The following is a 22,872-nucleotide window of genomic DNA, read 5'->3' on the forward strand; positions in this document are numbered from 1 at the left end:
CGTTCCCCGACCGAACTTGTACTGAGCGAAGCCGAAGTGCCGAAAGTCGTTCCCTGAGCGAACTTGTACTGAGCGGAGTCGAAGTGTCGAAGGACGTTCCCTGAGCGAAGCTTGTACTGAGCGAAGCCGAAGTGTCGAAGGGAACATTTTTGAGCAAAATTCCCTAAGTAACGTTCCCTGAGCGAGGCTTGTACTGAGCGAAGCCGAAGTGTCGAAGGGAACATCACCAGATTCAAGTATAAATAATCTTAGAAAATTCAATCATAAACATATGGCATATATATATATTCTTGAATGTGCTGATGGTAGTTACTATACTGGTAGTACAATGGATTTAGATCGTCGTTTATGGGAACATCAAAATAGTTATGGAGCGAATTACACGGCCAAGCGCTTACCTGTTAAGTTAGTTTTTTGTGAGTATTATGAGCTTGTAAAAGATGCTTATGAACGGGAAAAACAAATACAAGGTTGGAGTCGCAAGAAAAAACAAGCTTTGATTTTAGGAAATACAAATTTATTACATAAGTTAGCTGAGTGTCAAAATGAAACTCATTATGGTCGGGTTAGTCATTTGAGTTAGGAAAAGTGTTCCCTTCGACTGTTCCCTTCGACTGTTCCCTTCGACTGTTCCCTTCGACTGTTCCCTTCGACTGTTCCCTTCGACTGTTCCCTTCGACTGTTCCCTTCGACTGTTCCCTTCGACTGTTCCCTTCGACTTCGCTCAGGGAACGGCCTTCGAGTTTGCTCAGGGAACGGTCTTCGAGTTTACTCAGGGAACGGTCTTCGACACTTCGGCTTCGCTCAGTACAAGCTTTACTCAGGGAACGGTCTTCGACACTTCGGCTTCGCTCAGTACAAGCTTTACTCAGGGAACGGGAGGGAAATTAAAATGGTAAGATGAGTATTTTATAGGAGTAATGGTCATGATAGTTACAACTGCTAAAAAGATGACTTTTGAGGAATTTCTTAATTATGACGATGGGACGGATTATTTATATGAGTTGGAAAATGGGGAATTAATTTTTATGCCTTCTGAAAGTGAACTAAATCAAAGAATAGCAATATTTTTATTAATCTATTTTTCTCAATTAGGTATTCCCTATTATCAGTTAAGAATGAAAACAGAAATAGCTGTAAATAGTCGCAAGGTGGGGGTGCGTGTTCCTGATTTGGTGGTGTTTTCTGAGGAGTTAGCCCAAGTGATGAAAGATGCTACACGCTCTCTTATTTTAATGGATATGCCGCCTCCTTTGTTGGTGGTTGAGGTGGTCAGTCCTAACCAAGAAAAGCGAGATTATCGTTACAAGCGTTCTGAGTATGCAGCGCGGGGTATTAATGAATATTGGATTGTTGATCCGATATTACAAAAGGTGACTGTTTTGGAATGGGTGGAAGGTTTATACGAGGAGCAGGTTTTTACAGGTGATGAGGTGATTTGTTCCCCTTTGTTTGCTGAGGTAAAGTTAACTGTAAATGAGTTATTACAAGGGTGATAAAAGTTTATATATAATTGATTTATTGAGGTAAAAAAGCTATGCAAATTACTGTAGATATTCCTGATGGAATGTTACCAAGCTTAGAATCTTATAAGGAAGATTTACCAAAAATCTTGGCTTTAGGGTTACGAGAAATTAATGCTAATCCCAAGGGTGGTATTTCTGGTTTAGCTGAGGTTTTAGAGTTTTTGGCAATGTTATGAGTAAAAGTTATATTTCTAATAGTGTGAGACAAAAGTTACCTGAGTGTCAAAATGCAACTCATTACAGAAACGCTCCCTGAGCGAAGCTTGTACTGAGCGAAGCCGAAGTGTCGAAGGGAGCATATCAATGTTGTTTATTAAAGATTTGGAGAAAATGCAGGGATGAGTAATTTACCTAAAAAATGGAATTTGTTGGCGTTAAATCAAATATGTGATTTACAAAATGGCTATGCTTTTAAATCAAGTGATTATGTCAATATTTCTAGTACATTAAATTGTAGAATGAGCAATATTAGACCTAATGGAGTTTTTGATTTAGAACATAATCAAAAGTTTTTACCTGATTCATACACGGAAAAATATAAACAATATCTATTAAAAGATGGTGATGTCATTATTGCAATGACAGATATGGCAACAGAAGCAAAAATATTAGGTGTTCCGACCATTGTAAAAACTCAAGGTAAAAACTTATTATTAAATCAACGGGTTGGAAAACTCATTATTAAGAAACCAGAATTAATTTATTTTCCATATTTAAAATATGTTTTAAATCGTGAGCAAGTAAAAAAATACTTTTTAAAGTTTGCAGGTGGAGGATTGCAAATAAATCTATGTAAAGATGATATTTTAAGTGTTACAATCCCCCTACCACCATTAGAAGAACAGAAAAAAATAGCGGAGATATTAGATCAAGCGGAGGAGTTGAGAAGAAAAAGAAAGGAGGCGATCGCACTACTCAACACCCTCACTCAATCCATTTTTATAGAAATGTTCGGAGATCCTGTTAAGAATCTGAAGTCTTTTCCTATATTTCGTCTTGGAGATTTAACAAAAATAAGCAGTGGTAGTACTCCTAGCCGTAAAAACTCAGAAAACTTTAATGGAAACATACCTTGGGTAAAAACAACAGAAGTAAATGAACGGCTCATTACTGATACAGAAGAAAAAATTACGGAAACTGCACTTCAAAATTCAAGCTGTCATCTTTATCCAGTAGGATCTATTCTTATCGCACTCTATGGACAAGGAAAAACACGAGGACAATGTGCTGTACTTGGTATTGAGGCAGCTACTAATCAAGCTTGTGGCGTTTTACTTCCAAATCCAAAATACGAAACTAACTTTTTGTTTGCACAACTTCTTATTTCATATAGTAGATTAAGAGCAATGGCAAGAGGGGGAAATCAGGAGAATTTAAACCTTGGATTAATTGCAGATTTTACTGTTTTACTTCCCCCCCTATCCCTTCAAAAAGAATTTGCCCAACGTTTTGAAGCAGTAGAAGAACTGAAAAAATCACACCGCGCCTCATTATCAGAACTAGATGCCCTCTTTGCATCTCTCCAACATCGTGCATTTAGAGGAGAACTGTAATATGAGCGCCATGCTAACAGAATTTACCCTTGCCAACTTTAAAAGTTATCGTATAAGCCGCTTACCCCTGGGATCTTTAACCGTGCTAATAGGTGCAAACGCCGCCGGTAAAAGTAACGCCCTGGAAGGTTTGCGGTTTTTATCATGGCTGGCACAAGGGCAAAAACTCTCCAGTATTCAATATGCTGTAAATAGCGCCGAGGGAGTTGTACGCGGTCGAGTCAATGACTTATGCTATCGGGGAGAATCAAATTTTACCATCGGTTGCCGTTTAGACTCAACAGAATGGAACGAACTCAATATAACCCTGAATGTCCGTGATGGAGAACTGCACATCAGTAGTGAGCGAATTGTTGACTCAACAAATCCAGTTCCGCTATATGAGTTAAATCAGCCTTCAGAAGGGATAAATACTGATGTTAGGGTGGCATATAACAACTTTACAAAAGGCAAGAACAAGCCAGGAATAACGTGCAGTGATCAAATGGCTATCTTTGTGCAATTAGACAGCCCTGCCCGTTTTGATGCCAAATATGAAAATTCCCAAAAGATAATTCCCGAAACAGTCCGCCAATATCAACGAGTTTTACGGAATATCCTGTTTCTAGATCCCGTTCCCGCCAAAATGCGCGAGTACAGTTTTAAATCTGATAAGCGATTACAAGAAGATGGTACTAATCTATCCAGCGTTCTCTATCGCTTATGGGAGAACCAACCAGAAAATCAACAGACCATTCTCAACTTCATCCAGAGTTTACCAGAACAGGCTATAGAAGGGCTAGATTTTCTTTTCGGTCCACGGGATGAAGTCATGGTGCGACTAGCCGAAACCTTTGGTAATAACCGTCGCTATTGTGAAGCCGCATTGTTATCAGATGGCACATTGCGGGTGTTAGCGATCGCTGCTGCTATGCTATCGGCAACTGAAGGAAGTTTAGTCGTCATTGAAGAAATTGATAACGGTGTTCATCCCAACCGCGCCCAGCATCTACTAGCCAGTATTCGAGATATTGCGGAAAAGCGTAAATTACGAGTATTACTTTCTACCCACAACCCAGCCCTAATGGATGCTTTACCCGATGCGGCTTTAGGTGATGTAGTCTTTTGTTTCCGAGATCCAGAGGAAGGGAATCAAGGAAATAGTCGCCTGATCAGGCTTGGGGATATAGACGATTTCCCCAGTCTCATATCCCAGGGACCACTGGGACAACTGGTAACTGCTGGGGTAGTGGATAGGTTCGTTAAGTCACCCCACACACATGAGGACAGAAAACAGCAAGCTTTGGCCTGGCTGTCTCGTTTGCAGGAGTACGGCAATGAGTAGTATTTGCCTGATTGATACGAGTATATTTCTGGAAATACTTAACGTTCCCAACTATAATCAGCATACAGCATTAGTTCTCGAAGATTATCAGACCTATGCTAAATCTGGCTGTACTTTTCTGTTACCTATGGCGACCATTCTCGAAACAGGCAACCACATAGCCCAAAACGGCGACGGCACAATGCGAAGGATAACAGCCTTGCGTTTTGTTGAAGAAGTTAAAGCAGCATTTACAGGCCTAGCTCCCTGGCGAACTACTACATTCCCAAACACCGCAGAGATAATGTTGTGGATTGATCAATTTCCTATTCTGGCAGGTAAAAACAAAGCCCCTGATAAACAAGAAGGAACAAGCTTTGGGGATCTCAGCATCATTGAAGAATTTAATAAATCGTGTAAACGTTTCCCCATGAGTGAAGTATTTATTTAGTCGCTAGATAGGGATTTACAAAGCTATCATCAAAAAATATCAAAATAAATATATGAGCCAGTTTACCTTCCTCAAACCCGAATTTCCCACCATTTACGAATCTGCTCACAAAGCCTTTAAAACAGCCTACCGTGATCCTCGTACAGCCTGTTTCTATGGCCGTCGCGCCTTAGAATTAACGGTAAACTGGCTCTATAAATACGACAATACATTAAACTTACCCTATCAAGATAACATTAGCACCCTGATTCATGAACCTACCTTTAAAAACTTAGTAGGTCAAGCCATATTTAACAAAGCCAAACTCATCATTAAAATTGGTAACAACGCCGTTCATGATGAAAAAACAATACCCGTTAATGATAGCCTGACCGCAGTTAAAGAATTTTTTCATATAGCATATTGGTTAACCCGTACCTACGGACGCACCAGCAAGCCAGAACCAGGTTTAACCTTTGATATTAACGCCATACCGCAAGTTACCAAACCAACACCGGGGAGTGAGAAAAACAAAACTCCGGTGAGTGAGCGAAGTCGAACTCAAGAACTGCAAAAATTAGAAACAGAATTAAAAGAAAAAGATGAAAAACTCTCACTATTACTAACAGATAAAAACGCCCTAGATGAAACTATAAAACAACTCAGATCCGAATTAGCAGCAGTCAAAAAAGAAAATACTAGCCAAGCAGATACACACGACTATTCAGAACAAGAAACCCGTAACTTCTTCATAGATTTATTATTAAAAGAAACAGGATGGAAAATTTCAGCTTCCCTCGATGAGAGTTCTCGCTGGTTGAGCGAAGTCGAAACCAGCGTACTTGAAGAATGTTCCCTTCGACTTCGCTCAGGGAACGTTTCCCGTGAATATCCAGTAACAGGAATGCCCAATAACTCCGGTAATGGCTTTGTAGATTATGTATTATGGGGAGATGATGGTAAACCCTTAGCAGTAGTTGAAGCCAAACGTACCCGCAAAGACCCCCGCAACGGTCAACAACAGGCTAAACTCTATGCAGACTGTTTAGAAAAACAATTTAACCAACGTCCCCTAATTTTCTATACTAACGGTTATGAACATTGGTTATGGGATGACACCAACTACCCACCCCGACAAGTCCAAGGGTTTTACAAAAAAGCCGAATTAGAATTACTTATCCAACGCCGCAGCATCCGCAGATCCTTAGCCCAAGCAGATATTAAACCCAGTATAGCAGAACGGTATTACCAAACTCGTGCGATTCGGCGCGTTACAGAAGCCATAGAAACGGACAAAGAACGCAAAGCTTTGTTAGTTATGGCTACAGGTGCAGGAAAAACCAGAACAGCGATCGCTCTAGTAGAAATGCTGATGGGTTGTAACTGGGTCAAACGCGCCCTATTTTTAGCCGACCGTGTGGCCTTGGTAGACCAAACCATCAAAGTATTAAAAAAACACCTCCCAGAAGCATCTCCAGTGAACCTAGTCACAGAAAAGGATGGAGAAGGGAGAGTATTCGCTTGTACCTATCAGACCATGATGGGATTAATTGATGATACCAAAGAATCACAAAAACGGTTTAGTGTTGCCCATTTTGACATCATTATAGTTGATGAAGCCCATCGTTCCGTCTTCCAAAAATATCGCCATATCTTCAATAATTTTGATGCTTTACTATTAGGATTAACCGCCACCCCCAAGGATGAAATAGACCGCAACACCTACGGATTATTTGATTTAGAAAGCGGTGTACCTACAGATGCCTATGGCTTAGAAGATGCGGTAAAAGATGGGTTTTTAGTCCCACCTCAAGCGGTATCAGTTCCCCTGAGATTCCAACGTCAAGGAATTAATTATAGTCAATTGTCAGAAGCAGAAAGAGAAGAATGGGATGCCATAGAATGGGATGATGAAGGTAACATCCCCGACCGCATAGAAGCAGCAGCAGTCAATCAATGGTTATTTAATCAAGATACAGTAGATAAAGTTTTAGAACATCTAATGACCAGAGGTGTAAAAGTTGCCGGCGGTGATATTTTAGGTAAAACAATTATCTTTGCTAAAAATCAAGCTCACGCTAACTTTATCGCTGACAGATTTAATATTAACTATCCCCAATTTAAAGGTGAATTTGCTCGCGTCATTACCTTTAATACTAAATACGCTCAAAGTATTATAGAAGACTTTTCTAAAAAAGATAAAATGCCCCATATCGCTATTTCTGTAGATATGTTAGATACGGGAATAGATGTACCAGAAGTGGTAAATTTAGTCATGTTTAAACTGGTGCGGTCTAAAACCAAATTCTGGCAAATGTTAGGAAGGGGAACTCGTCGCTGTGCTGACTTATTTGGTATGGGACAGGATAAACAATTTTTCTATGTATTTGACTACTGCCAAAATTTAGAATTTTTCCAACATAACCCAGAAACCACCGATGCACCGATAGGTAAATCTTTAAGTAAACAGTTATTTAGTAAACGCTTGGAATTAATAGCAGAATTAGATCAAAAAATTGTTGATAATCCCGCAATTTCCGAAAATCCCACATCGGCAAAAGAACCAAAAACAAATGCAGAACTGCGTCATCAAATAGCCAACTTACTATATACAGAAGTTGCAGCAATGAACACAGAAAACTTTATAGTTCGCACCAAACGCCAATTTGTAGAAAAATATGCTAATTCAGAATCATGGAAATCCTTAGGACAGGAAGATATTATTACCTTAAATCAAGAAATCGCCGGTTTACCTTCCCAAATACCCACAGAAGCAGAAGAAACCAAACGATTTGATATATTAATCTTAAAATTACAACTAGCCATAATCAAATCTCAACCCAATCTCAAAAAATTACAAACACAAGTTAAATCAATAGCTGGGTTACTAGAAGAAAAACCAGATATTCCTTTAATTCAAGCACAACTACCATTAATTCAAGATATTCAAAGTGACGAATGGTGGCAAGATGTGACATTACCCATGTTAGAAATACTCCGTAAACGTCTCCGGGGTTTAGTAAATCTCATTGAAAAACAAAAACGTCAACCCATTTACACTAATTTTGAGGATGAAATGGGTGAGGAAATTATAGTCGAATTACCTCATTTTACCTCAACAGATAACTTTGCAAAGTTCCGCACTAAAGCCAGAGCCTTTTTAAGAGCGCATCAAGATAATATAGTTATTTTCAAACTCAGAACCAATAAACAATTAACCGCATCAGATTTATCCGAGTTAGAAAGAATATTAGCCGAAAGTGGTATAGGAGAAACGGAAGATATTAACCGCGCTAAGGAAGAATCTCAAGGACTAGGTTTATTTGTGCGTTCCTTAGTAGGACTAGATAGGGAAGTCGCTAAACAAGAATTAGCTGGTTTTCTCTCCAATAAAAACCTTAATGCTAATCAAATAGAATTTATAAATATGATTATTAACTACCTCACAGAACATGGTGTGATGGATGCGGCATTACTCTATGAATCACCATTTACTGATATTACACCCCAAGGACCAGATGGATTATTTACCTCCACTCAAGTTGATGAATTAATTGCTTGTTTAGAGGAAGTTTATCAAAAAGCGATCGCCTAAATAGGGTTTGCTGAATAAAAGCAAAACCTGGATAAATCAAGAGTTTAAGGGTAAGAAAAAAGGAACAAAGTGGGAAGCTATTTTGGATTTTTCACAGCCTGATGATTTGGTAAATTGGATAGCGAATCAAAGTTAAAATATTTTCTCACGCAAAGAGGAAAAGATATTTTTATGAGTCGGTTTTAACCGACTTTTGCTTTTAGGATATCTTATAAGTCCTGTAAACAATTTTTATAAATGTAAGTTTAGATACCATATATACGGTTAGCCTAGCGATATCGCACCCAATAACCTTTAACTACAGTAAAATAATTAAAAACACCTAATCACAGCAGCTTAACAATGACTATGACAAACCAAGAATTAGAAACCCAACTTCTAGCATTAACCCCAACAGAAAAAGCCGAAGCAATACAAATATTAACTAAAACCTTAAATCAAAGTAGATATCCTATTACCAAAACCCCTGGAGTTTGTGGTGAGGAAGCGTGTATTGCTAACACTCGTATTCCTATTTGGTTGTTAGTAGAATCTCGGCGTTTAGGAATTAGTGAAGCACAAATTTTAGATGATTATCCTCATTTAACGGCTGCTGATTTAGTAAATGCTTGGGCTTATGCAAATGCACATCCTGAAGAAATTGAAACAGCAATTCAAAAAAATGAGGCGGCTTAAATTGTGGTACGTCTTTATGCAGATGAACAATTTCCCCGCATAGTCAGCGAATTATTACGCAATTTTGGTCATGATGTTTTGACAGTGCAAGAAGCAGGAAAAGGAAATCAAGCTATACCTGATGAAGAAGTATTAAATTTTGCTATTCAAGAAGAACGAGCAATTTTAACACTAAATCGCTATGATTTTATTCAATTACACCGCTTACAACCAAATCATTCAGGTATTATTGTTTGTACAAATGATAGTGATAGAAATAGAATGTCACAACGCCTTCATGAAGCTATTTGTAAAGAAGAAAATTTAACAGGAAAACTGATTCGAGTAGTTCGTCCTTCCGTATGAACTTTTATTGTACTTTAAAGCCCACCTGAGTGGGCTAATGAGGCTGATTTATGTACAGAAATGGTATTAATAAGGATCAGAATCAAACCTTCCCCGCTTGACACTTCGGAGATAATAACCCCGGGGTGGGAGTTTATTTAAGTCGAAAGTGTCACCTCTAGGAACTCGCCAAATTTTATAGTCGTGATAGGTAAGAGGAGTGCCTTTTTCACAAATTTCTGGGGGATGATCTCCTAACACAAAATAGGCTGAACCTTTACCTATAACTTTGGCAATACCATATTTATCAATTAGCAAAGATGTCTCTTTACTAATAGCTATACCTAATGCACTTGATGATACACCATCTTGAATTTGCCTAGCAATAAAAACCATAATTCGCCCCATTCTTTTGCGTTCATCAAAGTGGGTATCAATGATTGTTCGGCGCAAATATTTCCACTGAAAAAAGTTATAGGTAAAGCTAATACTACCATAGGGATCATCAAGGGCTTCATGAGTTTCTATACTATTTTCACAGGCGCAAGAATCATAAACATATTCACTTTGAATCATCGCCCCGGCACTTGTGCCACCAATAGCACCACCTTTATCATAGACTGACTTGATGGCAACTTCTAATTTTGTGTTTTTCCAGTGGCGAATATATTCACATTGATCACCACCTGCAAAGAAAATTACACCAGCATTTCTGACTTTATCAAAAATATCAGTTCTGTTTGCTTCTTGACGATTGGGAATGATGAGAGTTTCTACATACTTAACTCCTATCATGGGATAAATGAGGCGATTATAGTCATCGCTACCAGCAGCACGAATGACTAGAACATTAACTTTATGGTTACTGTTACTACTACCTCTAACTTGATTAATCATCCATTGGATGGCATCATCTACGTCAGGACCACCCCCCCCCAGGTTATGAACGGGGCCACCCAACTTAGGTACTTGATAAGTGGGTTTAGAGGTGGGGGTTTCGACATCGGCGATGATATCCTCAAAGAACTGCCTTAACTTGCTTTTCAGACGGCCGATGATTTGGTTTACCATCCGCAACAAGCTATGTTTTACATTCTGCAATCGCCTGGATATATTGGGGAATGCCTTTGTCATGTTAAAATCTTGTTAAGCAAACAGCAATCATTTTTAACTGTGGCATTTCCCAAGGTTAAATTCCCAGCGTACAGGGTTTATACTGTTTTTTCAAGGCGAATTATCAGAGTATTCTTTAATTCTCATGGTTAATCGAGAAAAATCTGATTTTTAGTCCGTTTTTTATTACCAGTCAGTTTGCATTCGCTCTTTTGCTACTCTTTCATAAACCATTTCAGTTTGTTTACCTAATTTTGACCAGCTAAATCTTTTTTCTAAATCTGCATAAGCATTATTTACCAACCATTGAGAATAATCTGGGTTTTTCAGGACTTCTAAAATTCCCCAAGCTACGGAGTCAGGATTATTCACAGCGGTGGTAATTCCGGTTTTGGTATGTTGAACGACTTCGGGAAAACCACCAGTATCGGAAACTATGACTGGTACGCGGGAGGCGAAACTTTCTAAGGCGACAATTCCAAAGGGTTCATAAAGACTAGGAAAAACGGCACAGTCGGCAATGGTTTGAAATTTATCTAAGTATTCATCGGAAAGAAAACCAGTAAAGTAACATTTATGCCAAATTCCCAAATCCCAAGCTTGACGTTTAAGATTTTCGGTATTACCACCACCAACGATAACAAATTTAACATTACCCCCCATTTCCCACAGTACCTTGGGAGCAGCATTAAGTAATACTGGTACACCTTTTTCATGGGTCATACGACCAAGATAATACACAATTTTTTCATAATCGGCGGCAAATTGACGGCGAAAATTTTGGGCATGAAAATCTTCGTGATGTATTTTCTTCTCTGGACGAATGCCATTATAAATTACATCAATTTTATCATCTGGCACGTATAGCGATCGCATCAGTTCTTGACGCATATATTGACTACAAACGATGATTCGCCAGGCATTGTCTGCTAGTGCATATTCTTTATTATGAATATAATGCTGGGTATCAGTATAAATACCGTTGTAACGTCCATATTCTGTGGCGTGAATTGTGGCAATGAGGGGAACTTTAAAGATATGCTTAAGAGCGATCGCTGCATCCCCTACCAACCAATCATGGGCATGGATCAGATCAAATGGACCTTTTTCCATCAGCAATTTACCGCCATAAGATCCCATACTCTCGTTTAAATTCACCACCCAGTGAAAAAAATCGTTATTAGCTGCTACTTCTACCCGATGGATATGAATTCCTTCCACAACTTCATAACTAGATGCTGGGCCAAATTCCGGTGTAATGAGGTGGATATCATGGCCTAGCTTGATCAGTTCTGGGTACAACTCAGCAACGTGACGAGCAATTCCTCCTACTATCCTCGGTGGAAATTCCCAACTCAGCGCTAGTATCTTCATTGATTTGACTCCCCGATGATTAACAAAAATCTAAAAAGTTGAAAAAGTATATTTATAGTAGGTAACAAAGTTAAAAGTGTTTTGCTGTCTGAGTTTGATAGTATCCCTGACCGGAGTGGCTCAAATTTAGCAAACTATAACCATAGCCTGGGATTATCATTAGGGATATACTAGATATTAACTGTTACCTGGGACTACTCAGGGTAAAAGGTGTAGTCCACAACTGATGTGAGCTTTTTTAACCAAATTTTTAGATTTTTTTAAGGTTATTTTGATAAAGCTTATCAAAGGTTGTCAAATTTCGTAAAGTTGCAAGAAACAAACACGGCTGATTTTGACTCTTCCTGCTGCCGTTAATCCCGCATTCTCTCAACCACTAAAAAACCAATGTCCTATTTAATTATTAATGCTGATGATTTTGGCTCTTCTCAAAGTGTTAATGCAGCAGTTATTAAAGCATATAAGGAAGGCATTTTAACTAGCACTAGCTTAATGGTAAGTGGTGATGCAGCACAAGAGGCGATCGCCTTAGCAAAAAATCATCCTCATTTAGCAGTGGGTTTACACCTGGTGTTAGTTTGTGGTAAATCAGTTTTACCCCCTGAGCAAATTCCCCATTTAGTAGACTCTGAAGGTAATTTTTCCCATGATCCCACCCAAGCAGGATTAAACTATCAATTTAATACGGCGACTCGCTCAGAATTACGGTTAGAAATTCGCGCTCAATTAGAAAAATTCCGCGATTCTGGTTTAAATTTGGCTCATCTGGATGGACATTTACACCTTCATGTTCATCCTGTAATTTTGGGCATTTTAACAGAATTTGCCCCAGAATTTCAGATTAAATTTATCCGTTTACCTGTGGAAGAATTAAGAAAAAACCTCAAACTTGATCAGCGTAATTTACTCACCAAAATAGTTTGGTCTATTGTCTTTGGACAATTACGCCGTTATGGAGAAGGTTTATTAAAAGCCCATAATATTAAATTTGCCGATAGGGTTTATGGATTGTTACAAACTGGTGACATGAGTGAAAAATATTTACTGGGTTTAATACCGCAAATAGAAGCGGAATTAGTAGAAATTTATTCTCATCCACTGAGATCAATCACGGCGGTGAAGTGGAATTAGCGGCTTTGTTAAGTCAACAAGTGCGAGAATCCTTAATACTGAAGGGATTTGAGTTGAGTAATTATGTAAGTATTCAGCTATAGCACTTGTTTCCAGATTCCCGACTTCTTTGATTGATTGTGTTCGGAAAGGATAAATCTATCTTAGAAGTCGGGGATCTTATCACCTCACCTGAATCCTTAAGTAATTATAATCAGTTAATTTAATTAAATTTTTTGTATAAACATCAATATTTAAAATATAATATTATTTGTGTTCCGTGATCAACCTTGAGCTTAATTGTATCTGTCATGCCACGCAAAACAAAAACAGCATCTCCAACCATAGCAACACCTCTTGCACTATCTGACTTACATCTAAAGTTAGCAGGTTTAGAGAAAGAACACCAATCTCTATTAAAGCAAATTAAAAAAAAGCGGACAGAATTAAATAACTTTGTTGAAAAAATGCGTTCCTTAGCGACAGAGGTATTTCATCGGGTCAGTCCCAATATGAAAACAATGGCAGAATTAGATGAAGAAATTCATGCTTTGTTTGCAGAAATTTTAACTACAAGAAAACTGGGAAAACAAACCAAAAAAAACATAGAGTCTTTGTACAGAAGTCTGCAAATGGAGGGAATTATTAGTTGTAAACCTATTGATGAAGATGATAATGAAGAATTAGATGAACTCTTTGAAGAAAATGAATTTCAAGAAAATCATCAACGTCGTCATCAATTTTGGGAAGCAGAACGAGATTCAGAATCTCCCGGTGGGGGGAGAACAGATGAATCAAGAAAAGTTAGACAGACATTTTTGCGGTTAGCAGAAATTTTTCACCCTGATAAGGTTAAAGACAACGAAACCCAAATGAGTCACACAGAAATAATGAAAGAAATTAATAAAGCTTACCAAGAGGGAGATTTAGCAAGACTTTTAGAAATTGAACGTCAGTATGAAGTGGGAGAAGCAATTGATAATAATAGTGAAGATGATTTAAGTCGCAGATGTAAAAATATAGAACAACACAATCAAATTCTCAAAACCCAATACGATAAATTAAAACAGGAACTTAAGTTAGCTAAAAATACTCCCGAAGGTTCAATGGTTGCTGATTATAAAAAAGCAACTAAACAAGGTATTGACCCTATTGAATTGATGCTGGAAACCGTACAAGCCCAAACTAAGATAGTTGTTGAGATTCGTGATTTTGTCAAAGATTTTAAAGATAAAAAAATCACCATTAAAGAATTTCTTGCAGGTCCAGAGAGTCTGCGTTCTATGCAGGAAGAGATGATGGAAGAATTAATGGAAAAAATGATGGAAGAATTTCAGTATATGATGAATTTTAATTAGAGTGTGTTCGTTTTGTGATTATTTAGCCCCCTAAATCCCCCAAACTTGGGGGACTTTGAAATTCGGCGTTACTGAATTGGGGTATAATATCATGTCCGTCCAATTACTTATGATATAGTTCATCATTGTATTGCCTTTTCCCAATTACCAATTACCCATTACCAGCCTCAACAGAAAAGACAGCTTGTAGTTTAGTTCTTAAGTTTTGAGTAAAAAACCATAATATAACAATTTTTTGCTGGATTTTGCAGGTTGTTATCATCTACTATATAAGACCTAGATAAAACTAGACTTTACTTTCTACTTCAATGGGAGCATGGGAGCAGTTATCCCTCAGTAGACTTTTACGCCTTAGCCAGAAGCGATAAATTAATTGCAGCATTTAGATCCCTATCCATCAAATATACTGTAGTAACAGATATACTAGAGTGTCAGATTTGTTATATATTAATAGGACTTATGCAACTGGCACATTAGTAGGGTGTGGTTCGGCAAGCTCACCAACCACGTCAGACAGCATAAATTATGTAAATAATTAGATTCTTGATATCTGACGTACCCTAATTGGATTTTTGGTGTGACACTTACGTAAGTCCTGATTAATTCTAGTAGGAATATTTTTCTGGCTTTAATACATTTAATTTTGATTATGAAGAATCCCAATTTTTTAAACCAATTATCAGGGTTATTACAGAGAATTAGACTGAGACCACATAAGTTGACTGTACCATTGTTTACTGTTGCTTTAGGTTTGAGTACAACATTATATGCCTGTCAGTCATCGGCGCAAAGAGAAATTACACTATGTTTTGCTGTACATAACAGCGAAAATTGGAAACAGTTAACCGAAAAGTTTAATAATGATAATAAGGGTGAGATTGAAATTAAATTCCATCCAGTATCTAAAGGAGAGGACTTAAAATCTTTGTATTTAGACAGTTTTAAGAACTCTGATCCTAATAGTAATAAAGAATGTAATGAAAATAGTAAATATCACTTAGTTTACACTGACATTATTTGGTTGCCTGAGTTTGCACATAAAAAATATCTTCTCCCTCTTGATAAAGACTTTGAAGAAGGGGAATTGCAAGATTTTCTTCAGACTGAAATTGATAATGGCAAGTATAAATCAAAACTTTATCGTATTCCTTTTCGGACTGATGTAGGCGTACTTTACTACAATAAAGATTTACTAGGGAAGGAAAAAGTACCAACTACTTTTAAAGATTTGCTAGACATTGCCATAAAGATCAAGGCAAAGAAAGAAAGCAAAATTCAATATTTATGGCAAGCTGATGAAGAAGGACTAGTTGCTATGTTTGTAGAAGTTCTTGATGTTTATCGTGGTTTTTGGATAGAAAACAATAAAGTTGGATTAGACCAGGACAAAGCTATCAAGGCGGTTAAATTTTTAAGGGAAACTATTAAGCAAAAGATTTCATTTTCAGTTTCAGTAGGGGTTACTCAGACTCGTCTCAGCGATGAAGAAATTGCCAAGAAAATATTTCTAGATGGAGATAGTGCTTTTTTACGTAGTTGGCCTGGTGTGTGGGCTGAAGCTCAGAATCTTCATAATCTAGACTCAAAGGTTCAAGGCAGAATTGGTATTGCACCCGTGGTTGGTGGAAAAGGTTGTCATGGCGGTTGGGGTTTAGCAATTGCTCGTGATATAGAAAAAGAACGTCAAAAAGCAGCTATAAAAGTAGTCAAATTTCTCACTAGTCGTGAATCTCAGCTTCTCTTTACTTTATCACATGCGTCTGTTCCTACTCGTAAAGACCTATTTTTTGATCCCTTAATTGTTAAGAAATATAGTCATTATCCAGAACTTTTCACGATGATGCAAAAAATGGTTTCACGTCCACGTCTTGCTAGATATGAGGAAGTGTCTAAGATTTTACAAAAAAGTCTCCAAGATGCACTTGATACTAAAACAAAGGATGATGCGGTTGAAGGTATTATGAAAAAAGCGTCGGAAGAGACTCAGGACTTACGCAAAATAGAACGAAAGTAGGGGTAATTCATGAATTACCCCTACGAAATAATTAGGGTTGCAGTTACATCTTGCGTAAGTCCTAAGACTAAAAAATGTCTGACCGATAAAACAAAATGCAGCGATTAGGATCTTGCGTATCTTTTATCGTAATTGAGGATTATAAACAGGACTTACGCAGCATAGAACGGAAGCATGGGTAATTCATGAATTACCCCTACGCAATAATCACATTTTAAGTTCACTCTGACGGAATTAATCTTAAACTTTTATGATCAGTATTAGTAGTAGCCACAATCAATGAGGTCTTATGGCTTTTTGGCTTTGGCAAAAAGGCCACGTCTGTTATTGTTTTCGTGTATGTTTTTGTGTCTATTTCTATTTTTGTCCATGATTGATTCTTTTGCTCCCACAATTCGACATATTCATTTTCATTTTTGTTATCGTTAGCAATAACAGCCATATACTTATCATCAGGACTGGGAATAATATCTCTAAAGAATTTGATTTGGCTATTGCTATTGCTATTGCTATTGTTGATTGGTTCGATGTCTTGACACTTGTCTTTATTACAACTAGAAATCTTTCCATCTGTTACTTTAATAACTGTAATATCTACGTTTTTTAGATCAATATCAATACTTTTTTTTAAATCCCACCCAAATGCTTTACCTGTCATATCGGACATAACTAAATAATTGTTATTTGAGTTATCCGAACTGAACCTTAACTGAAGCTTATACTTACCCTGATCACGAATATCTTTGATTTTTATGACTTCTTGATTTTTAATCTGCCACAATTCTACTTGTCCAGAAATATTTGCTGCTGCTAAATAGTTATTTTTACTGAAGCTAATTTTGACTATACTACTCAATATTTTTGGAAAGTTTGAAGATTTAAGTTTTAATTCTTGTAGCTTACCACTTCCATGTTCTGGCAACCTTAGCACATTAATAGTTGATTGCATATCTGCAACAGCTAGATACTTATTGTCACTGCTAAATGAAAGGTCAACTATATTTCTCTCTCCTTCACAGTGAATTTGCTTTTTCAATAATTCATCTCTTTTGATAACATCTTCAGCTTTTAATCTGTCTATCTCAAATACTCTTAATGTATTGTCTAAATTGCTAGTAGCTAGATATTTACCATCAGCAGTAAATTCTATAGAATGAATCACACCATTCCATGATTTACAAATAGACGGTGCTGATGGTCGAGAAATACCAGCAATTATAATTATGGAAGCGGTAACAATTACAGTTAAACCAAATAATATCTTTTTTGATTTAAAAGTGTTAATTATTTTAGAAACCCCAGTTTTAATTACATTTGGTCGTGGGGAGAAGAACTTAAATAAGAAAGTTAACAAACGGGTTATCACACCTGGAGTCGGCCAAATATAGTCCGGCTGGTTTCGATGGGAATAATAAATCACAGGTAACCATGTTGCTCCGGGAAATTCATTGTCTTTTATATTTAACCTTCCCGTAGCTTCACGAACTGCCAAAGAAAACCGCTGACCTTTTTTAACAAAAGCTTCCAAAAAGTTTAAGAAAAATTGAGAAGCAAAACTATCTGGGACAGGTTCTTTCATGACAATTACAGCCGGAACTTTTACCTGTGTCAAAACATTTGCAATTCCTAACCCATCACAAGAATTGAATATTGCTATTTTTAAACCGTTTTCTACGGATTCTTTTAGTGCTGACTTAAGATCATCTAAGGATAGAGAATCTCTATCATTAATTTGAATTGTTCCAGTTTCTCCTTGACTAGAACTATGTCCTGAAAAAAATAAAATATCCCACTTGGAATCCCATAATAATTTATTCACTCTATCTCTATTTGGTTTTTCTTCAATTTGAACCCTTACACCATTATTATTTTTTAACTGATACAATTTTTCTTTCTCAGGCTGTTGATTTAAGCCATTTTCATCGCTACCGAAAATTGCTAAAATTTTTACGGGTGATTTTAAAACATGATCATGCCTATTTCTTTTAGTGTAATCTTTACTTAAATCTTCTGATAAAGCAAACGTACTCTTTTTAGAATCTCCTGAATCCAATAAGCCTCTCCATAATTGCCAGGGAAGTCTACGGAGGATATCATTATCATCCTTATTTACATCAAAGTGACTAAAAACAAGATTAATACGGACAACAGTTTCATTAGCTGGAATTTTGTTTTTAATTTTTTCACTCAGCACATAGAAATTTCCATCGTTAAACCATTTTTCACTACAATCTTCTAATGCTCTTTTATCTTTTTTACATTGTTCTGAGTGCAATGTTAAACGTGCATCTCCAGCTTTAGTTAAACGAAGCTCAGTGTTTTCTCGTGATCCATCTTGCCATTTTTTATATAGCTGTGGAATTTCCGGTGATGCAGGAAATGTAAATTTTGTAATCGGTTGATTACTTTCATCAAATAATTCTCCCGAAAATCCTGCTTTAAAACTACCTGAATAAACTTTAAGTACAAGGTTAAGCATAGAACAATAAATGAGGTAGATGTACGAAAAATCATGCTTATTTTCCTATTTAAGCATGATTTATCACAAATATCTAATATCTCAGAATTATGAACATAGTTACTGAGAAAATTAGTTGTTGTTTAAATCACAAACTCCTGAGTAAAACTGCTATCATTCAGAGTTACTGTGACACTGAAATATTCGCCTGAACTTCCATTTATTTTAGACTCGATATAAATGTCTCCTGTCTGTGATTCCATTGTTGTTACTACAATATTGTCCCTTAGATCCGTTATGGTCAGCTTTAACCCAGTTGGTAGTAAATACAGTTCTTGCTCTAAGGAATAAACACGCAGAATGATTAATATCTCGCCGTCTGACTTGGGTATAATTCCCACCATCAACGCTAGAGAATAACCCAGTAGATAAACTCCTAAATCCTTAGCGCTGATAATAGGACAGGCGGAATGTTGGGGATTTTTTTGCCATAACAACTCAGCCGATTGCCAACGCTTGTTATCATCCTGGGTATTGCAGATATCATTGACTAAATCCTCTTCGCTAGGGGTTTCCAAAACCAGATTTATATCTCTCATCACTGGACTTGACTTCATCACTGGACTTGGAGTTTTTTTACTGATTGCTGTCATTCTCTCCAATAAATCCCGTTGGGGTTGCCAATCAAGTTCAAATTTACCCTGAACCCAATTCCCAAGTTTTACTATTACTGGATCGTCTATTACTGGATCGGGTATCAAATATTCTAAAAAGGCATCAAGGGGCTGAAAATAGGTAATTGGTTCTGCTTCATAAGCAATAGGTAAATGTGCATTTTTAAGTTCTGGGATCAAAATTTCTGAATCATGTTCAAAAATTGGTTCTACTAAATCACGGATATTTTTTAATGTGGTTGTAATCCATGCCACGATATGGTCTATTTTACTACTGATACCTTGAGCCGCTTTAGTTGTATTAGTAGATACAGGATTAGACAATGTTACTAATTTACTCATACGTTGCTCGTACAATTTTTGCCTCCAAGAGTCATTAACTAATAATGCAGCCCACTCCTCAAATGTTATATCATTAACGCGCAGTCTAGGCGAATAGATGGATGAATTAGCGAACATTTGTAACAATTCTTCAGCTTTTACTGCTGATAGATGTGGTAATTCGGGAATTTCTGCTTTCATCTCTAGTGGTAATGTTATTTCCATGACTGTGATGTCTTGGATTAAATTATCTACTGTAATTGCATAGGTTCTATCATGGAAATTATACTTACCCAGGTTTTTTAAATAACTATGGGTTGTGAAACCACATACTTCTATCCAACATTCATCTTCCTCTGGTTCTAAATTTACTTGAATAGCTAGATAATAGTCTCCTACCCATTCGGGAATATCTACCCATTCTTGGGGAACAGAAAACTCCTCAAATTCACTTATTTCACAGGGAATAATTACTATTTGTCTTTCCCCTAATTTAATACCCGCACCATTTACCACTTCCCATATACTAGATAAACTTTTTGCACTGGGATATATTACAGATTCGGCTAGAGTTTGTTCATTTCTAAACCAGTCAATTAATGTATATAAACTCAGGTAATTTATATAGGAATTATGACGAGCTATAGTATGAGAATGGTGCTGTGATTGTTTCCATGCCTGTTCTTGAATAGATGGTAAGATAGGTAAGTGTAAGTATTCGTTCTTGTGTTCCGCTAATTTGTAAATCATAATTGCCTTGTAATTGGGGTAAATTTAACTTCTGTCATGAAAATGCCTGAAGACAATAATAGAAATTATGTTTTTCTATATGCACATATTATTTTATCTAATATTGAATTAGCTATATCTATAGTTGGATTCTGCCATTTTCTTTCGGAAATGCTTAACTTTAATCTATTTCTGTCGGTTTCACAAATATTTAAATTTAAACAAGCATTGTCAATTAATTTTTGAGAAAAAGCGGACAATGCTAATTCTAAACTGTCGTGAACAAGTTTTTCCAGTTTTTTAAGCAACCCTTGTTCCAGTTTACCTTGAATTTGATTGATCATTTTTAGTAAATCTTCCTCAGTCATATTCAACTTCATAGTAAGTTGACAATCATCTATTCTTTGTCCATATTTCAATTCTAATAACCGATTTTCTGAAGTATCTAATGTTTTTACAACCTCTATTAAAATACGACGTAGATAATTAGAGTCCAAAGGTTTATGATAACTATCACCCAACCTATTTAACCAATTATCTATATAGTTATTTATCCACGTTTCAGGGGTTACGGATTGGTATAAACTTTCAATCAATATATCCATAAACTCGATTTTGATGTTTTTAACACGGTAGGAAATTGCAGTTTGGGTAAGTGAAAAAATATTGCCTATGTCTTGCTGTTTCATTTTGAAACCATAAGTGAGAATTACTATTTTTTTATCAGTTGCGTTTAAATTACTGAATCTCTGGATAACTAATTGCAAATCTAACCCCAGTGGGTTAATTTTATCTGCATCTTTCCTTTTTTGATTATTAATATAATTGTCTTGGTAATTATAAACATTTGATTCTGGATTAAAATAATTAGATAGAGATTTATTGCAAATTTCTATCCATTCTCGCAATGTTTCAGTGGTAATATTTTGACTGATAAAAACTTCGTCGGGGGAAGAAGGAAGCACTCTATTTTCATTGTATATTTTCACGGACTCTTCATAGTCAGATTCCCGTGGTTCTGGGTATTTATCTCCCGACTTTCTGGCTACATTATTGGCAATCCTATTATAAATATAAACCTGTTTGAAAAAACTAAGTGCAAATTGAATTTTGGTTATTAAACCATCATTTATTCCATTATTTACCAGGACTTGATTTAATTCTTTTTTACTAGATTTAATCAATCTACGCCACGTAGAAAATTTCAGTCCCGAATTATCTTTAATAACATTTTCTAAAACTCGTTTAATATAGTATTCAAACAGTCCTTTGTTGTGATCATATTTATTGATCACAACTTTAAATTCCTCTGAATTATAAACAAATTGACGAGCAATAAATAAGCCACTCAACATTAATTCATATTTTTTGTCTTGCTGATACTTATCGTTATCAAATACTTTTCTTGTGGCTTTGTAGATGCTTTCTTCACAAAAACATTGTAAATACTGCCATGCCATTTCTACTGTTTGTGTTTCCACTTGGTTATCAAAGATTATTTGCATCCAATAAATTACTAGTTTTTGAGGATCATCGTATTGGTATAATGATTCAAATTCTTGAGTCGTCCTTTGATATAATTCAAGACTACGCTTTAATTTGTTATCTACTTGTATTTGCGGACTGCAATCTGGATTGATGCCTATTATTCGCGTGTAGAACTTAGCTTCAAGTATGTTATTAGACATGATAACCCTGGCAAGAGTTTATACTTATTTAAGTTTATGCAGAATTTAGAGCGTGACTGTATGGTTTGCACACTCCATTAAATTTAGTCTTTCTATCTGATATTGGGATCATAATGGGCAATTTATGAATTGAGATATTGTTTATCCCCAAAAGCGGATAATTTCATATTTATCTAAATTTACTCCCAATTAGTTGATGGGATTTGCGGTAAATCCTTTGTTACCAGTAAAAGGAGAATTGACATGAGTAAGATCATATCATCGGCGATCGCTGTTTCTGCCGTTGGTGTATGTAGTATTTTGTCACGTATATTTAATATCAATGTACTACCATCCCAAGGAAAACCGTTAACTCAACTTCAAAAACCGTGCTACCACATATCAGGAACACCGCAGTAATCAGCATTCTAGGTAACTGATTTTTATTTTATCACATCTTTGTTATCCGTGTGATCGCTCCTAATTTAAAAGTATAATCCCTCACGATGATTTTATTTATCACAAGTAGATATGGATTCCTTTTGTTATTAGACATCTCGAAAAGCGGATAATTTCATATTTACCGAACTTTATTCCCAATAACAACTTGTAAGTCATTGTCAACCGGGTAGTGAATTTCATATTTAC

Annotated in this window: 18 protein-coding genes; 12 read left to right on the plus strand and 6 right to left on the minus strand. The window is 36.4% G+C overall.

From position 1 onward, the window contains the following. Nucleotides 1-271: 271 nt before the first annotated feature. From CUN59_RS06015 to CUN59_RS06050, 9 genes are all read left to right on the plus strand, one after another. On the plus strand, nt 272-583 hold the full coding sequence (locus CUN59_RS06015; RefSeq protein WP_104386985.1) for a GIY-YIG nuclease family protein: 312 nt from the start codon (nt 272-274) through the stop codon (nt 581-583). Nucleotides 584-926: 343 nt separating this feature from the next. Beyond that, nucleotides 927-1,496 carry a Uma2 family endonuclease gene (locus CUN59_RS06020; protein WP_104386986.1) on the plus strand — a complete coding sequence of 190 codons (570 nt, stop codon included), beginning with the start codon at nt 927-929 and terminating at the stop codon, nt 1,494-1,496. 41 nt (nt 1,497-1,537) lie between these two features. Next, nucleotides 1,538-1,702, plus strand: coding sequence for a hypothetical protein (locus CUN59_RS21340; protein ID WP_165790163.1), 165 nt, complete (start codon nt 1,538-1,540; stop codon nt 1,700-1,702). 162 nt (nt 1,703-1,864) lie between these two features. Next, a complete protein-coding gene (locus CUN59_RS06025) occupies nt 1,865-3,079 on the plus strand; it encodes a restriction endonuclease subunit S (protein ID WP_104386987.1) in 1,215 nt (404 codons plus the stop codon). A gap of 1 nt (nt 3,080) precedes the next feature. Continuing rightward, nucleotides 3,081-4,403, plus strand: a complete 1,323-nt coding sequence (locus CUN59_RS06030; RefSeq protein WP_104386988.1) for an AAA family ATPase — start codon at nt 3,081-3,083, stop codon at nt 4,401-4,403. Further along, nucleotides 4,396-4,833, plus strand: a complete 438-nt coding sequence (locus tag CUN59_RS06035) for a hypothetical protein (protein WP_104386989.1) — start codon at nt 4,396-4,398, stop codon at nt 4,831-4,833. Before CUN59_RS06030 ends, CUN59_RS06035 begins: the two co-directional genes overlap by 8 nt. A gap of 52 nt (nt 4,834-4,885) precedes the next feature. Further along, on the plus strand, nt 4,886-8,407 hold the full coding sequence (locus tag CUN59_RS06040; RefSeq protein ID WP_104386990.1) for a DEAD/DEAH box helicase family protein: 3,522 nt from the start codon (nt 4,886-4,888) through the stop codon (nt 8,405-8,407). A gap of 348 nt (nt 8,408-8,755) precedes the next feature. After that, on the plus strand, nt 8,756-9,082 hold the full coding sequence (locus CUN59_RS06045; RefSeq protein WP_104387002.1) for a DUF433 domain-containing protein: 327 nt from the start codon (nt 8,756-8,758) through the stop codon (nt 9,080-9,082). A gap of 3 nt (nt 9,083-9,085) precedes the next feature. After that, the gene (locus CUN59_RS06050; RefSeq protein WP_104386991.1) at nt 9,086-9,427 is read left to right on the plus strand and encodes a DUF5615 family PIN-like protein; all 342 of its coding nucleotides are present in this window, start codon (nt 9,086-9,088) and stop codon (nt 9,425-9,427) included. 66 nt (nt 9,428-9,493) lie between these two features. Here CUN59_RS06050 and CUN59_RS06055 read toward each other — a convergent pair whose 3' ends face one another. Next, a complete protein-coding gene (locus CUN59_RS06055) occupies nt 9,494-10,540 on the minus strand; it encodes a cyanophycinase (protein ID WP_104386992.1) in 1,047 nt (348 codons plus the stop codon). Between the two features lie 165 nt (nt 10,541-10,705). Then, nucleotides 10,706-11,893 (minus strand): glycosyltransferase family 4 protein, encoded by a 1,188-nt coding sequence (locus CUN59_RS06060; RefSeq protein ID WP_104386993.1) that lies wholly within the window; start codon nt 11,891-11,893, stop codon nt 10,706-10,708. Between the two features lie 387 nt (nt 11,894-12,280). Here CUN59_RS06060 and hpnK point away from each other — a divergent pair, with 387 nt between their 5' ends. The 3 genes from hpnK (at nt 12,281) to CUN59_RS06075 (ending at nt 16,375) form a co-directional block, all read left to right on the plus strand. Next, nucleotides 12,281-13,024, plus strand: a complete 744-nt coding sequence (gene hpnK / locus CUN59_RS06065; RefSeq protein WP_306460501.1) for a hopanoid biosynthesis-associated protein HpnK — start codon at nt 12,281-12,283, stop codon at nt 13,022-13,024. A 290-nt stretch (nt 13,025-13,314) separates the two neighbouring features. Continuing rightward, the gene (locus tag CUN59_RS06070) at nt 13,315-14,361 is read left to right on the plus strand and encodes a molecular chaperone DnaJ (RefSeq protein ID WP_104386994.1); all 1,047 of its coding nucleotides are present in this window, start codon (nt 13,315-13,317) and stop codon (nt 14,359-14,361) included. Between the two features lie 649 nt (nt 14,362-15,010). Next, nucleotides 15,011-16,375: an extracellular solute-binding protein gene (locus CUN59_RS06075; RefSeq protein WP_104386995.1), complete on the plus strand. Its 1,365-nt coding sequence runs from the start codon at nt 15,011-15,013 to the stop codon at nt 16,373-16,375. A 220-nt stretch (nt 16,376-16,595) separates the two neighbouring features. Here the strand turns inward: CUN59_RS06075 and CUN59_RS06080 are convergent, their stop codons facing one another. The 4 genes from CUN59_RS06080 to CUN59_RS21345 form a co-directional block, all read right to left on the minus strand. After that, nucleotides 16,596-18,854: a CHAT domain-containing protein gene (locus CUN59_RS06080; protein WP_104386996.1), complete on the minus strand. Its 2,259-nt coding sequence runs from the start codon at nt 18,852-18,854 to the stop codon at nt 16,596-16,598. 122 nt (nt 18,855-18,976) lie between these two features. After that, nucleotides 18,977-20,578 carry a DUF1822 family protein gene (locus tag CUN59_RS06085; protein ID WP_104386997.1) on the minus strand — a complete coding sequence of 534 codons (1,602 nt, stop codon included), beginning with the start codon at nt 20,576-20,578 and terminating at the stop codon, nt 18,977-18,979. 65 nt (nt 20,579-20,643) lie between these two features. Continuing rightward, complete coding sequence (locus tag CUN59_RS06090) at nt 20,644-22,245, minus strand: hypothetical protein (RefSeq protein ID WP_104386998.1); 1,602 nt, start codon at nt 22,243-22,245, stop codon at nt 20,644-20,646. Between the two features lie 179 nt (nt 22,246-22,424). Continuing rightward, complete coding sequence (locus CUN59_RS21345) at nt 22,425-22,568, minus strand: hypothetical protein (protein WP_165790164.1); 144 nt, start codon at nt 22,566-22,568, stop codon at nt 22,425-22,427. Between the last annotated feature and the right edge of the window lie 304 nt (nt 22,569-22,872).

Source organism: Cuspidothrix issatschenkoi CHARLIE-1 (genome assembly GCF_002934005.1).
Lineage (GTDB): Bacteria > Cyanobacteriota > Cyanobacteriia > Cyanobacteriales > Nostocaceae > Cuspidothrix > Cuspidothrix issatschenkoi.